This window comes from Bradyrhizobium sp. CB82, assembly GCF_029714405.1.
Lineage (GTDB): Bacteria > Pseudomonadota > Alphaproteobacteria > Rhizobiales > Xanthobacteraceae > Bradyrhizobium.
The window spans coordinates 3067966-3081612 of record NZ_CP121650.1 but is presented as its reverse complement, the minus strand read 5'-3'; the positions used below and the strand labels follow the sequence as shown (position 1 = coordinate 3081612).

At 58.4% G+C, this 13647-nt stretch carries 11 protein-coding genes and 2 pseudogenes; 5 read left to right on the top strand and 8 right to left on the bottom strand.

The annotated features are described in order from the left end of the window. Positions 1–409 precede the first annotated feature (409 nt). From QA640_RS14785 to QA640_RS14765, 5 genes are all read right to left on the bottom strand, one after another. Positions 410–658, bottom strand: coding sequence for a hypothetical protein (locus tag QA640_RS14785; RefSeq protein WP_283041357.1), 249 nt, complete (start codon positions 656–658; stop codon positions 410–412). Next, entirely contained in the window at positions 655–1320 is a 666-nt protein-coding gene (locus QA640_RS14780; RefSeq protein ID WP_283041356.1) for an aldo/keto reductase, read from the bottom strand. The genes QA640_RS14785 and QA640_RS14780 overlap by 4 nt, the downstream gene beginning before the upstream one ends. Next, on the bottom strand, positions 1293–2570 hold the full coding sequence (locus tag QA640_RS14775; RefSeq protein ID WP_283041355.1) for an MFS transporter: 1278 nt from the start codon (positions 2568–2570) through the stop codon (positions 1293–1295). Before QA640_RS14775 ends, QA640_RS14780 begins: the two co-directional genes overlap by 28 nt. 41 nt (positions 2571–2611) lie before the next feature. Beyond that, positions 2612–3361 (bottom strand): NADPH-dependent F420 reductase, encoded by a 750-nt coding sequence (locus tag QA640_RS14770; protein ID WP_283041354.1) that lies wholly within the window; start codon positions 3359–3361, stop codon positions 2612–2614. A 227-nt stretch (positions 3362–3588) separates the two neighbouring features. Continuing rightward, positions 3589–3918 carry a hypothetical protein gene (locus QA640_RS14765; RefSeq protein ID WP_283041353.1) on the bottom strand — a complete coding sequence of 110 codons (330 nt, stop codon included), beginning with the start codon at positions 3916–3918 and terminating at the stop codon, positions 3589–3591. Between the two features lie 406 nt (positions 3919–4324). Here QA640_RS14765 and QA640_RS14760 point away from each other — a divergent pair, with 406 nt between their 5' ends. From QA640_RS14760 to QA640_RS14745, 4 genes and pseudogenes are all read left to right on the top strand, one after another. Further along, positions 4325–4669 carry a methyltransferase domain-containing protein gene (locus QA640_RS14760; protein WP_283041352.1) on the top strand — a complete coding sequence of 115 codons (345 nt, stop codon included), beginning with the start codon at positions 4325–4327 and terminating at the stop codon, positions 4667–4669. Further along, a complete protein-coding gene (locus tag QA640_RS14755) occupies positions 4605–5111 on the top strand; it encodes a hypothetical protein (RefSeq protein ID WP_283041351.1) in 507 nt (168 codons plus the stop codon). The genes QA640_RS14760 and QA640_RS14755 overlap by 65 nt, the downstream gene beginning before the upstream one ends. Positions 5112–5287: 176 nt before the next feature. Next, positions 5288–6714: pseudogene (locus QA640_RS14750) on the top strand (IS1182 family transposase). Between the two features lie 320 nt (positions 6715–7034). Next, positions 7035–8024 carry an ABC transporter substrate-binding protein gene (locus QA640_RS14745; protein WP_283041350.1) on the top strand — a complete coding sequence of 330 codons (990 nt, stop codon included), beginning with the start codon at positions 7035–7037 and terminating at the stop codon, positions 8022–8024. Positions 8025–8922: 898 nt separating this feature from the next. On the opposite strand, the pseudogene QA640_RS14740 reads toward QA640_RS14745, so the two are convergent. The 3 genes and pseudogenes from QA640_RS14740 to QA640_RS14730 all read right to left on the bottom strand — a co-directional run bounded on the left by QA640_RS14740 (position 8923) and on the right by QA640_RS14730 (position 11358). Continuing rightward, positions 8923–10546 (bottom strand): annotated as a pseudogene (locus QA640_RS14740) (IS66 family transposase). A gap of 42 nt (positions 10547–10588) precedes the next feature. Beyond that, complete coding sequence (gene tnpB, locus QA640_RS14735) at positions 10589–10963, bottom strand: IS66 family insertion sequence element accessory protein TnpB (protein ID WP_283041349.1); 375 nt, start codon at positions 10961–10963, stop codon at positions 10589–10591. Continuing rightward, positions 10960–11358 carry a transposase gene (locus QA640_RS14730; protein WP_283041348.1) on the bottom strand — a complete coding sequence of 133 codons (399 nt, stop codon included), beginning with the start codon at positions 11356–11358 and terminating at the stop codon, positions 10960–10962. Before QA640_RS14730 ends, tnpB begins: the two co-directional genes overlap by 4 nt. A gap of 614 nt (positions 11359–11972) precedes the next feature. Here QA640_RS14730 and QA640_RS14725 point away from each other — a divergent pair. Then, entirely contained in the window at positions 11973–13643 is a 1671-nt protein-coding gene (locus tag QA640_RS14725; protein ID WP_283041347.1) for a bifunctional diguanylate cyclase/phosphodiesterase, read from the top strand. Positions 13644–13647: the final 4 nt, after the last annotated feature.

The window sequence follows — 13647 nt, the reverse complement described above, 5'->3', positions numbered from 1 at the left end:
TCCTTGCCGATCTGCCGCACGTCGATTGGCTTGCCCTTGTAAGTGAAAGCGGTCGAGCGGGAGATGACGAAATTGTCCCGAAAACGCGAGAACCCGGTGGTCAGTTCGTCGCGGATGACGTCTGTCAGATAATCCTGGCTCGCATCGCCGGATAGGCGCAGTGCAGCGGCACGTCTGATGTTGGGTGTAGTCGGACGTGACTGGCCAACTACAAGCGAGATTGACCCATTGGAGACCTTGCTACTGCCGACGTCTAGGCGACTTCCCGTTGACCAAGCTCTCCGGTTCGTGGGCACAACGTCGGAATTAAATACGAAAAGCCACCCTGAACGACAGCTGACGGAATGCGGCTATTTGATTTTAACCCAGGCCGGAATCTATGGGGCTATGCCAGCACATCGGTCATCGATCAAAGCGCTTCGATGAACTCGACCATCCGACGACGTTGATCGGGATCGGGCAATGGGCCGCGCATCGCGCCGGCATTGTCCGCCATGTGGCCGGGATCGCCGGTCCCCGGGATCACTGCGGTCACGCTCGGATCGCCTAGCAAATATTTCAGGAAAAACTGCCCCCACGAGCTCGCGAACACCCGCGCCCAGTCCGGCAATTCCTTGCCGTGGAATAATCTGCCATTGCCGTAAGGCACGGCGGTCAACACGCCGGCTCTGATTTCGGCGGCCAGTGGCAGGATAGTTTCTCAGCCCCGCGGTTATCCAGGGAATAGTCGATCTGCACGAAATCAGGCTTCTCCCGTTCAAGCACGGCCTCGACCGCGGGATAGTCGCGGCGGAATGTCGAAGTGATGCCGACATAACGGCACACGCCTTGTTTCTTCCACTCCCGGAAGCGTTGGAGAGATTGCTGCTTGCTCCTGACATTGTGGAGCTGCAGCAGATCGACGCTTGGAGTCTTCAGTCGGGCCAATGATCGCCTGAGTTCCTTGGAATCAGGCGACTCGAGCTTAGTGGCAATGAAGAGTTTGTCGCGCAAGCCGGCAGTTGCGGTAACCTCGCCCAGCACGCTTTCCGCATCGCCATAGGTCGAGGCGGTGTCGATGAGTCGTCCGCCATTCTTGATCAGCGCCTGTACGACTGCATCGGCCTTGCTCCGCGTTGTTTCATTATTCTCGTCAAAAACATAGGCGGTCCCAAGACCAACTGCGGGAATGCGCTCGCCGCTGCCAGGAATCGGGCGGGTGAGAAGCGGTGGCTCGGTTTGGGCAGCTGCTTTGGTCGACAGCAGGAGTCCGCCGGCTAGTGCGGCAAAGTCGCGGCGGGTGATTTGGCGAGTTATTCGCCGACTCGTTCGGATTGCCATTCCGGCGCTCCTTGATCATCACTTCTTGTTGCAAGGCCCTCCTGCGTTCGTCCCAGTGCGGTTGAGAGGAAGAGCCATCCCGCCGCGACCGGCAGCGCACACAGCGCAATGGCGCCAAGCTTCAGCCCCAACGCCTGCAGGCTTTCGTAGACCCAGCCGTACAACGCGTCCGAGCCGCGATAGATCACCACATCGATCAGGTTTTTGGCCTTATATTTTTCCTCGCGCCCAACCACGGTGAAGAACAATTGGCGTGCCGGATTGGCGATTGCGAAGTTCATCCAGCGTTGTGTGACCTGGAGTGTCACCACCACGGACAGGCTCGGCGCCATCGCCAGCGCTGCGAATCCCACGACATAGATAGCGGGCAAAGCTGCGGCGGCGATTCCGGTGCCGAAGCGCTTGAGGAACGTGGCGGTGGCAAATACCTGTGTCGCCAGGCTCAGCAGGCCCACCGCGAGATCGATACCTGCGAACAGACGCGTTTGCGCTGTCGCGTTATGGAACGTCGTCGAAACGATGTTGGCCTGCGCGAAATAGGCAATCGTCGCGCCGAACGAGAGCAGGCTGACCCAGCCGGCCACGCCGAGTAGATAAGGCGACCGCATCAATTCGGACAATCCCGCGAACGCGCTGCCGCCAATGCGCTGAGCTCGAGCATCGACTGCCGCCGGCGGATCCGCCATTTGTTCAATTCGATGCACACAGAGCACAGCGAGTTCGAGGAAAATAGCGGCCGCGATCAGCAGGTTGACCGGACCGAGCGGCCCCGAGAGCCAGATTGTGATGACGGGACCAAGAAGCGCGCCTGCCGTTCCTCCGGCGCCGATGAACCCGAACAGCCGCTTGCCCTGCTCTGACGTAAACAGATCGGCCATGAACGACCAGAACACCGCGACCGCGAACAAATTGAAGACGCTGACCCAAACGAAAAACACGCGCGCCACCGTCACGTTTTCGATGTCGAAAAACAGCAACAGCCAAAACAGGACCAGGTTGGCGACGAAGAAGTGGTAGACGATGGGAATAAATCTGACCCGCGGCAGCCTCGCTACCAGCGCGCCGTAGAGCGGCTGTGCGACGAGCAGGCTGACAAACGTGGCCGTGAACAGCCAGGGCAGGTTTTTGGTCCCGCCGGCAATACCCATCTGATCGCGCAGCGGACGCAGCACATAATAACCGGCAAGCAGGGTGAAGAAATACGCGAATGACCACAGCGCTGCCCCCCGTTCTTGCGCGGTGCCGGGCACTGTGCGGTGCAACCAGCCCCCGAGAGCTGCCGTAGAAGCCGTCATGGTGTCAGCGACAGCTTATGCCTGAGCTCCGCGGCGCTCACGTTCTGGCCATATCCCGGCGCGCCGCGCTGGAAGCGGCTCGCGTCGGCCAGTTTGCCGACCTCCACCGGGTCAAACCCGGCATCACGCACCAGTCGCGCCGCGACCCCGACGGCTTCCTGATCATCGCCCGCGATCGGGACCGCGAGCCTCGGGGCAGTGCGGTTCGCTTCGCGTTCGAAGATCATGTAAGACAGCGTGTTGAAGGCGCGCACCAGCCGCGCGCCGGGCAGATATTTCTGTGAGGTAACTCCGATGCCATTATGCTCGACCTCCTCGGCAATGGCGCCGTCGCGGCTGGCGACAGCATTATTGGCGTCGAGCACGATCTTCCCCGCCAACAATTTGCTGTAATCTCTGCCGATCTGCGGCACTGCGCCGTAAGGTACGGCGATCAAGACAACGTCGCCAAACGCAATCGCCTGATCGACAGTGCCGGACTGTGCAAGAGGGCCAAGCCGTGCAACGAGGTCCTGCAATTGCTCCGGATGGCGTGATGAGAAGAAGACGGCATGGCCGGCCCTGGCCCAGAGGCCACCGATCGTGCCGCCGATATGGCCTGCGCCAATCACGCCGATTTTCATCTTGGGAGCAGAGGACGTCTGACCCGATGCGGTCGTCGCCAAAAGAACCCCTTCGATAGTCAGCACTCCCGCAGCGCTCAACAGTGCGCGACGACGGAGATCAATGGGGACATGCTCGACCATCAGCAGACCAATTGCGAGCGGACGAACTCTTGTCGTGCTCTCCAGCTTTAATAGCTTTAATCGACCCCTGCATACCTCCCATTATAACGCGGAGGGTGTGATAATTAGCGGCTCGAAATTGCGCTCGCATAGAGTTGATCCCTGTTCCAAATGCTGCAAGCGACGCAATTGCCTGACATTGCGCCTCTAGCACTCAACCCAGTAGGCTGGTGCACGCGCGAAAGCTGCTATCGTTCTTTAGCAGGGGGTCTATGGGGTGCAACGGAGGGAGCGCCGTTCTCAGAGGGAATAGTCGGCACGTCGTCTTTCACGCTACACTGTTCGACATAACGATCTTCCGTCAAACCGCGTTTCATCTTGGCTTCCTTATCAGCTCTCCATTCAGCTTCGCATTCCTCCTCAATATTCCTTGGGCTTTGTCCGTCTGTTTTGTGTGGCGCGGAACTGGCAGCAGGGACGGTGGTGGTATTTGGCTTAGCAATCTCCGCAGATGCGCCGAAATGTAGGATTGTGATCCCAGCAAGCACACCGCAAACAAAACAGCGGTGCTTCGTCATCTTTGGACTCCCGTTGGCACAGCTTGTCTCGCTAGAAGGACCTTTCGAAACGCGTGTTGTGCCTGCAACCGTTCCATCCCCGTCCCCGCACAAACCAACACGAATCTTTGGAGCCTGTTCCTGCTCGGTTGGGTCTCGGAGGAATTTCAAGCCGTCTGCCGATCGGCTAAATCCATCGGATGACTCGTGCAGCCGCCATGACGCTTGCTATGTCCGATGTTGGCGTCGAAGCTCAACCCTCGCCCTGGCGTTGGCTCTTTGGGGTAGACCGACGTGGTCGCGGTCATGGCCGTCGACGCGATGACCATTTCAGACCTATCGGCCAGTTTGAAGAATAGCTACCATTTGACGCGCGTAAGTCTTTGGATCGCTTCCCATCGGGCTATCTGTGTGGAGGGAATACCACATGAGTGGACTAACATTCACGGCTGAAGCTGCGCGGCACCTCGAAAAGACATATCGTACCAAGGACATCGTTGCGCAGCGGCGCGAGACAATTCGACACCTCAATTTATCGACTGGTGAAAAAGTCCTCGATATCGGATGTGGCCCGGGTTTTCTGTGCGAAGAAATGAGCGAAATTGTTGGCCGCCACGGAGCTGTGGTCGGTATCGATATCTCGCCTGATCTCGTAGAACTTTGCGCTCGACGAGAGCATCCCTCATGGTTGTCATACGAGGTCGGTGATGCGACCAAACTCCGTCAATCTGATGCGTCTTTTGACGTTGTGGTGTGCACGGCAGGTTGCTGAGTATATCGCCGATGTTGACGTGGTCTTGTCGGAGGCTTTTCGCGTTCTAAAGCCGGACGGGCGAACAATCTTCATCACCACTGATTGGGATGCTCTCGTGTGGTATTCCGACGACGCGAAACGAATGGCGGCTGTTTTGAAATCGTGGGAGGCGCATTGTGCCCACCCGCGTCTACCGGGAACGATGCCGCACAGGCTCAAAAATGCTGGATTTCGACTTAATGATGCTTTCGTATACTCGCTCCTCAACCTGAGTTACGACGATGATAGCTACAGCAAAGGACTGTCAACAATCATAGAAAAGTTCGTGGGAGGACGCGGAGATGTTTCGGCGAGCGACCTCAATGATTGGCTTAGCGAGTTCGCGCCTTTGAATGAAGCTGGCCGATATTTTTTCAGCAGCAATAGGTACATCTTCAAGGCTTCAAGACCGGCACTCTAACTCTCCTGAATGTCGGCTGTTGGCCCCCAAGGCGCTGGTCCGGCCGGCGTCCCTGTTGTCGGCTATCGTGGTAGACCGGAAGCAGCCGGCCGAGCGGCCAAATGGCGCTTATGACCCTGGCTGCGTGAAAGCAACGAGTCAGATAGAGATCGTCTCGGGGTTTTCGGAGACGATCGATGCGACGGTTCATTGAAGGCGCGGATCGCGATCAATCGACGTTGTTGCCGGAATGCCTCGATGATTGGGTCGGTGAGAGCAATCCTGTTCGCGTTGTCGATGCGTTTGTCGAAGCACTTGATCTCGACGAGATGGGTTTTGAGGACATCGAACCGTCGGCGACCGGGCGACCCGGCTATCATCCAGCGGTGCTGCTCAAGCTGTACATCTACGGCTATCTCAACCGCATCCAGTCGAGCCGCCGGCTGGAACGCGAGGCAAGACGCAATCTCGAGGTGATCTGGCTGTTACAACGGCTTTCGCCCGACGACAAGACGATCGCCGACTTTCGTCGCGACAACGGCCTCGGTATCAAGAAGGTGTGCGCGAAGTTCGTTGAGCTTTGCCGGCGGATGGGATTGCTGACGCAGGCGAGCGTCGCCATCGACGGATCGAAGTTCAAGGCGGTCAACACGCGTGACAAGAACTTCACAAAGGGCAAGGTCGAGCGCCGTCGCCAGCAACTGGAGGAGAGCGTGTCGCGCGATCTCGCACAGCTCGACACGGCAGATCTGCAGGAGCCATCTGAGACTCTCGCCGCGAAGACGGCGCATCTGAAGGAAAAGCTCACCAAGCTCAAGAGCGAGATGCACAAGCTCGAAGCCTACGAAGAGGCGATGCTGGCATCACCAGATCAACAGATCTCGCTGACCGATCCCGACAGTCGGTCCATGGCAACGAGTGGCCGTGGCTCGGGCGTCGTTGGCTACAATGTGCAGGTTGCCGTAGATACCGAGCATCACCTCATCATCGCGCACGAAGTAACGAATAGCGGCTCGGATCGCGCTCAACTGGCAAACATGGGCAAACAGGCCAAGGCCGTGCTCGGCGTCGACAAGCTCGAGGCGGTGGCCGATCGCGGCTATTACACAGGCGAGGAGATCAAGGCTTGCGCCGACGCTGATATCCTTGTGACTCTACCGAAGCCAAACACGACCGGCATGGAGGCGAAGGGCAAGTTTGGAAAGCACGACTTCGCCTATCTGGCCAAACAGGATGTGTATCGCTGCCCGGCTGGCGAGTTGCTGGCATATTGGCTCACAACAGTGGATGGCGAACGCACCATTCGGCGATACGTCACGAAAGCTTGTGGGAGTTGCCTACTGAAGGCGCGCTGCACCACGGCCAAAAACCGCGTCATCTCTCGTTGGGAGCATGAGCACGTCATGGAGGATGCCCAGAGGCGGCTCGACGCTGATCCTCAGGCGATGCGTCGCCGTCACGAGACGGTCGAGCATCCGTTCGGCACACTGAAGATGCGCATGGGCGCGGCGCACTTCTTGACGAAGCGCTTGCCGAAAGTCAGCTGCACGTGCTCGCCTACAATCTCACGCGCGTGATGAACATCATGGGTGCTGGTGCGCTGATCGCGGCGATTCAGGCATGAGGCAGGAGCGCTGTCGCGCGCGTGCCGCCAACCTCATCATCGATCACAGCGGCTCGGGCAAGCCATCGGGCTGGCTTCCGGCGCCTCGCCGGAAATTATGCCATTTCGGCGTCAATCCGGACCCCATGGGGCTGTTCAAAGCGGCGCCCCCCGCATTGAAACGTTTTCACGCGGCCAAGACCCTGAGCAGTCATGGTGCTGGGCTGAAATCTCGCGGCGCAGCAGACTCCTGCTGTAGTGAGGTGCGGTAAGGCGCGACCGATACTTAACAGACTCCAGCGCCTCTGTTAGGTTTGGTTTTCCGTGGCTCGGGGCTAATCATGAAGCGGCGGGACTTCATTCGGCTTGTTGGAACGGCCGCGGCTTGGCCGCTTGCAGCGCGCGCCCAGCAGATGGGGCCAAGCCCTAAAATTGCGAAGATCGGTGTGCTCTGGCATGCGGGCAGCGCAGACGAAGAGAAAGTATATCTCGATGTGCTGACCAAGGCATTCAGCGATCTTGGTTACATCGAAGGCAAGAACGTTGCGTTCCTCCATCGCTTTCCCGCCGAACAGGCGGACCGATTTCGCGCCCTCGCGCGGGATCTGGTCGACAACAAGGTCGATGTCATCATCGCCACGACCCAAATGGGTGCGATAGAGGTCAAGCAAGCCACGAGCACAATCCCAACAGTTTTTGTCATCGTGCCGGACCCAGTCGGTGCCGGTCTCGTTGAGAGTCTGGCGCACCCGGGCGGCAACATGACCTGGCTCTCGATCATGTTTGGCGGCGTTCCCGGCAAACGTTTGGGTCTCATGAAGGAAGCGGTCCCAAACCTCAACCGTGTCGCACTGCTCATTGACCCGAATGATCCGATTTCTACAAGCGCCATCACACCTTATTCGAATGCGGCGAACGCTCTAGGCCTTGTGCTACGTCCAGTCGAGGTGAGGGCACCGGACGCGATCGAGCAGGCATTTTCCGCAATTGCACAGGACGGTTTCGACGCCGCGTTCGTAACCGGATCGATGCTGTCCAACGAACGGGCGCGTGTCGGTGTGTCGGCATTGGCGAGCGGGATGCCGACGATGTCAGTCATCGCCGAAATGGTGCCATACGGAATGTTGATGTCGTATGGGCAAAACGTTCCCGATTACCTTCGAAAAGCGGTTGGTTATGTCGATAAGATCTTGAAGGGCGCGAAGCCCGCCGATCTGCCCGTCGAACAGCCCACGCGCCTCAAGCTAGTGATCAATCTCAAAGCAGCGAAAGCACTCGGCCTTACTGTTCCAACTTCGCTGATCATCGCAGCCGACGAGGTGATCGAATAGGATGCCGTTTGCTGCGATGCATGAGTCCGGAAGTGGCCCGTCGCTTCAGTTGGCGCGCAAGAATGTCGAGATTGAACCACAAGAGACATGCTGCGACGCTTTGAGTTCCAGAGCAAGGCCGCGTCCCGCTAAGGCGCTTCGCGCGGTGGTGCGGAGGCGGCGCCTTTGTAAACCTGGGCGGCTATCCCGTCCTGCTCGGCGGCTCGCATTTCCCGCGCAGTCTTCAATGCCCGTCGAAGGAAAGGGTCTTCTGTCTCTTTGGATAGGGTTATGAGCTTATTGCAGTTGTGGCAGTTGACCTGCAAACCATCACGGACTCGGTTGGCTTTCTCTCGGAATACGCGTGTGCAGGCCGGGCACCTGATCTTCACCTTCTCGTCCATGACCATGACAAAACCTTTCGATGAAAGGCTAAGTGTCGCAGCTTCGCTGTTACGAAAGCACTAAGTGGTAAGACAAAAGACCGCGCGAAGGCGCCTTTTCCTACCAATAGTCTGGCGTTTGGCAATGCTCAGGGTTAGCGGTTTCTTACTCCGACCGACAAAGGAACTGCGGACGCGCTGCCAGATCGTCTGCTCACTAAAGTTGACCGGAAGCGAATGGCAAATCTCTCGACGGGCGCTTTTGTGCCCATCAGCGAAGTTGCGGCAGGCCTCATCGAGCTCCGCCCAGCGGGGCATAGCGGACTAGATTTGCTCACCTTGAGTTCTTCGCGTTTTGGCCCAAACCGGTCCTCCAGAAGCGGTGCTCTAGACAGGTGCACAGCATCCGGAATCCTGGGAGCTGCGCAAGCCGCGACGAGCTAGCGCAGCGCTGGCGTGATCAGGGGAAGCCGCAACAAGCTCGCGAACTGCTCGCTCAGTTGATTGGTTCACCGTAAGCGCCAAGCTGAGGCCGTTCAGGCTTTGAAGTGCCAAGGCATGAGAGCATCGATCTGAGAGATCGGCCAGCTCTGCGCGATCCGTTCGAGAGTTTGCGTGAGCCAGGCCTGCGGATCGACATCATTCATCTTCGCGGTCTGCAGAAGCGTGGCGATGGTCGCCCAGGTCCGGCCGCCGCCATGGCTGCCCGCAAAGAGCGCATTTTTTCTTGTGATGGTTTGCGGCCGGATTTCCCGCTCGACGGTGTTGGAGTCGATCTCGATACGGCCGTCGCTTAGAAAGCGCTCGAGGGCGGTGCGTCTGGATGTGGCATAGCGGATCGCCTCGGCGAGTTTGGATTTGCCCGACAGGCGCGGCAGCTCCTTGTCCCACAGATCGAAGAGCCCCGCGACGATAGCGGCGGACTTTTCCTGGCGCGCTTTCACCCGCATCTCAGGATCCTGGCCGCGGATGTCGGCCTCGATCTCCCACAGCCCGGCCATGGTGGTGACGGTCTGGGTCGCCAGGTGCGAGCTCTCGTTGACGTGAAGCTCGTAGAACCGTCTCCTGACGTGGGCAAAGCACGCTGCCAGCGTCACTCCCTCATTGGCACGCGCTGACCTGGCGAGCCGATTGTAGGCGGCATAGCCGTCGACCTGCAGGATGCCGGTAAAGCCCGCCAGATGTCGCTCGACGCATTCGCCGCCCCGACTGTCCTCAAAGCGATAGGCGACCATCGGTGGACCGATGCCGCCAAATGGCCGATCGTCGCGCGCATAGGCCCACAGCCAGGCCTTTTGTGTCTTGCCGGATCCGGGAGCGAGCGTTGGCAGGGTCGTCTCGTCGGCGAAGACCCGTTCGCCCTGCTTGATCTTCTCCAGCACATAGTCGGCCAGCGGCTGCAATTCGAAGCCGACCTTGCCCATCCATTGCGCCATCAGCGATCGGTCGAGATCGACACCGTCACGCGCGTAGATCGCTTCCTGCCGGTAGAGCGGCAGCCCATCGGCATATTTGGCCACCGCGATCTGGGCGAGAAGCGCTTCGGTCGGAAGGCCGCTCTCGATCAGATGCGGCGGCGCTGGCGCCTGAACCACGCCATCGCGGTTGCGATACGCGTATTTCGGGCGACGCGTCACAATCACCCGGAACTTGGCCGGCGTCACGTCCAGGCGCTTCGACACGTCCTCGCCGATCAGGACCTTCTCCAACCCCTCGCAACCAGGGGGCACCTCGGGCTCGACGACGATCTCCACCCGCTCCAGGCGCGCTGAACTCCTTGCGCGGCCGTGACGCGCGTTTCGGCTTGTCCTGGCCGCCTGCCTTGGCCAGTTCGGCTTCAATGGCCGCCACGCCGGTGGCGATCTCATCAAATACGAAGGCGACCTGCTCATCGCTCGGCGTGTCGCTACGCAAGCGTTCCGAGCGCGTGCCGTAGAGCGTGCGCTCCAACATCTTCACGAGCGCCGTCAGCTCCACGATCCGCGCGTCGGCCGTCTGGTTGACCGCAGCAAGATCGGCGTTGGCCGCTGTCAGTGTTGCAATCTCGGAGGCGATGCGGCTGTTCTCGGCCTCGATCGCCGCCCGCTCTGCCGCCAAGGCGAGGATCAGCGCATGGGCTTCGGCAAGGGTCGTCGGAAGCTCTGCAACGGGCGTCGTCATCGCCGCCATCCCAGCAGAGTCGCCGCCAATCTTCCAAACCTTTCAGCCGCCCTGATTCAATTCGCCGCAGGTCGTCAGCCCACCGATTCCGGGCGCTTCACCGCCACCGGACGCACCTTCGTCCAGTCCAGCCCATCGATCAGCGCGAGCAATTGCGCATGGTTCAGCCGCACCCGGGTCGGCGCAATCTTCGGCCAGCAGAACGCCGTTTCCAAGCGTCTTGGCAAAAAGGCAAACCCCAGTTCCATCAAACCACACGATCTTAATTTTGTCCGCTCGCTTCGAGCGGAAGACGTGGAGCGCCCCTGAGAACGGATCGATGCCACCATCGCGCACCAAAGCCATCAAACCGATCGCTCCCTTGCGGAAGTCGACCGGCGTGCTGGCCACGTAAACCTGAACGCCTGCCGGGATCATGCCTGCCGAACCGCCCGGATTACGGCAGCAAGTCGCTCAGGCTCTACATCGCTGCCGACACGGACCACAACATCGCCTATCGCGATCTCCACCAGGTCGCTCGTCACCGCATCAAACCGCGCGAACTTGACTGCCTGGCCTCGCGCCCCAGAAACCGGTGCGACCAGTCCCGAGGCCAGCGCCTTGCGTCGCCACGCAAACAACTGCGATGGATCGAGCCCGTGAGATCGCGCGATCACCGACACGTTCGCCCCAAGCGCAAACGTTTCCTTGACGTTCCGTTCCTTCGCCTCCCGCGACCAGGTGCGATAGCTCCGCCCCGGACTGACCGCAAGCCGCTCGGGTATGGCCCTGATAACTTCGAAATTCTTGGTGTCAGAGGTATGTTCGCTCACATGAGCTCCTGGCAAACAAATCACCAGGGGATTCTCTGACAATCGAACATCATCCGCTACGTGGGAGCACCTACACGCTTACGGTTCACCGAGGGCTTTGACCACGTTGGAGTTGATGCAGGCCAGGGACGTTTCGCGCGATGCCGACATGCGGCAGGTTGTCGGCGAAACGCCGACGAAACGCCGAAACTCTCCGAGGGCTTGCAACGCTGGCCTTTTTGTATGTCGGAACGATAGGTCGATCGCGGTGCCTTGCATGTCGTATGCGCTTCAGGTCGCGAAAGCGACATCAATCCTGCGATCGCTGCGCCACACCCTATCGCAATAGAAGCGAGAGCCCTCATCGGAATGACCAAGGTGAAATAAGGAGGGATGCGGATCGAACTCGCTACGTCCAATGCCGCGCCTTGTTCGGACAAATTTCTGACCATGCAGCTGAAGGCCCGCCGGGAAACTCTATCTTCCCCGTCTTACGCGCCGACGTGCGACAGCCGGTTTTTTCATCGTGCCCCCCGTTAAGGGAGATATGTCTAAAGAAATCGATGAAGAGCGTTCTCGATGCTTGGGGCTGGACTTTAAGGATCGACTTACCAACAGACAGATAGGTAACTTGGGTGAGCTTTGGTCGGTCCTCATTCGAACTTTTCGTAAGTGCGTTTAAATCTATTGAAATGATTGTTTATCACGGTTTGCTCCATGTGCGTCATATTGGCGGCGGTACTTATGTGGAGGGTGCCTTGAGTCACACGCATTTTCTTGGTTCCAAGCTATTGAAAATCGCGCCGCGCGAAATCATCGACGCTTTGGTGATTTTTTCCATATCCGTCATTTCGTACCACTTGGCCATGATGGACTGGGGCGGGTTCTCAATCCTCGGCGCGCAGCAGGAGCAGCCGCTATTCTTGTACTTTGTCGGGATTGCGTTGGTCGTATTCAGCATCCGTCGCATCATAGACCAAAGGAACGAACGGGTCCGACGCGTCGCAGCTGAGCAGCACGCCCATGACGTTTCGATGCGTGACCCGTTGACCCAGTTGCCAAACCGGGCGAAATTTGAAGTCGAAGCGAGTGCCCGGTTGAGGCGCCCCAACAGCAGAATGACGGTATTGTTATTGGGCCTTAGTCAATTCAAGAGGCTTCATGACGTGTATGGCCATCTTGGATGCGACGCTGCGCTCTTGCAGGTGGCTAGGCGGTTGCAAGACCGGATTGACTGCGAGAGTTTATTTGCGCGAATTGGCGATGACGAATTTGCTCTATCCTTGTCACACGTAGATCCAGAAGTCGCCAGCAAAATAGCATCGTCACTCGTTGAGGATGTGAAGGAGCCCGTTCAAATCGGGATCGAGCATCTCAGCCTTGGCGCAAATGTCGGCATAGCTCAAGCTGGCCGAGGTCAAGTCACTGTCGACGAGCTTCTCAGATGTGCGCATGTTGCACTATCTCGCGCGAGAAATAATCGAGCTGAATATTGCTTCTTTGATCCAATGATGGACGCACACGTTCGCGAACGATCTCTCCTGGAATTGGACTTGGTGGCAGCAATCGGAAAACATGAAATTCAACCGTATTACCAGCCGATCGTTGATTTGAAATCAAGACAGATTGTCGGCTTTGAGGCCTTGGCAAGGTGGCAGCATCCGGTGACTGGCTTCATACCGCCGGATAAATTCATTCCGGTTGCCGAGGAACTGGGTCAGATGGAGTTGTTGTCGAGACGGCTTTTGGGCGATGCCTGCCGCGACGCCTTGACTTGGCCCGACGAGATTACCCTGTCGTTCAATTTTTCGCCGTCTCAGCTCAGCGACAGGCGTTTTGCGGATGAGGTGCTGTCAATTTTGAGCGACACTGGCCTGCCAGCGCATCGCCTCGAAGCGGAAATTACTGAGAACGCGATAGTGACAGACATCGATGCTACGCGGCACGCGATAGAGACTTTGCGCAACTCGGGCGTCCGTATAGCTATCGATGATTTCGGTACCGGATACTCGAGCCTCTCTCATCTGTATGAATTGCGGTTTGACAAACTCAAGATCGATAGACGATTTGTTCAAGAGCTTGGCATGACCAGCGAGAGCGATATCTTCATGCGAGCAATCATCGGCCTCTGCGGAGGCCTTAATTTGTGCACTACGGCAGAGGGAATCGAAACGGAAGCTCAGGCGTTGGCGGCAACGAGACACGGTGTGCATCAGGCGCAAGGCTTTCTATTCAGCAAAGCGATTTGCTCCAGATCGGTAATGCAGTTGCTCTCCACTTCCAGCCGATCGCAGCGTGTGGCGTAGCGGC

Coding starts and splice junctions, on each gene's coding strand:
- QA640_RS14780 (WP_283041356.1), bottom strand. CDS start 1,320: ATGGCAATCCGAACGAGTCGGCGAATAACTCGCCAAATCACCCGCCGC.
- QA640_RS14770 (WP_283041354.1), bottom strand. CDS start 3,361: ATGGTCGAGCATGTCCCCATTGATCTCCGTCGTCGCGCACTGTTGAGC.
- QA640_RS14765 (WP_283041353.1), bottom strand. CDS start 3,918: ATGACGAAGCACCGCTGTTTTGTTTGCGGTGTGCTTGCTGGGATCACA.
- QA640_RS14760 (WP_283041352.1), top strand. CDS start 4,325: ATGAGTGGACTAACATTCACGGCTGAAGCTGCGCGGCACCTCGAAAAG.
- QA640_RS14755 (WP_283041351.1), top strand. CDS start 4,605: ATGCGACCAAACTCCGTCAATCTGATGCGTCTTTTGACGTTGTGGTGT.
- QA640_RS14745 (WP_283041350.1), top strand. CDS start 7,035: ATGAAGCGGCGGGACTTCATTCGGCTTGTTGGAACGGCCGCGGCTTGG.
- tnpB (WP_283041349.1), bottom strand. CDS start 10,963: ATGATCCCGGCAGGCGTTCAGGTTTACGTGGCCAGCACGCCGGTCGAC.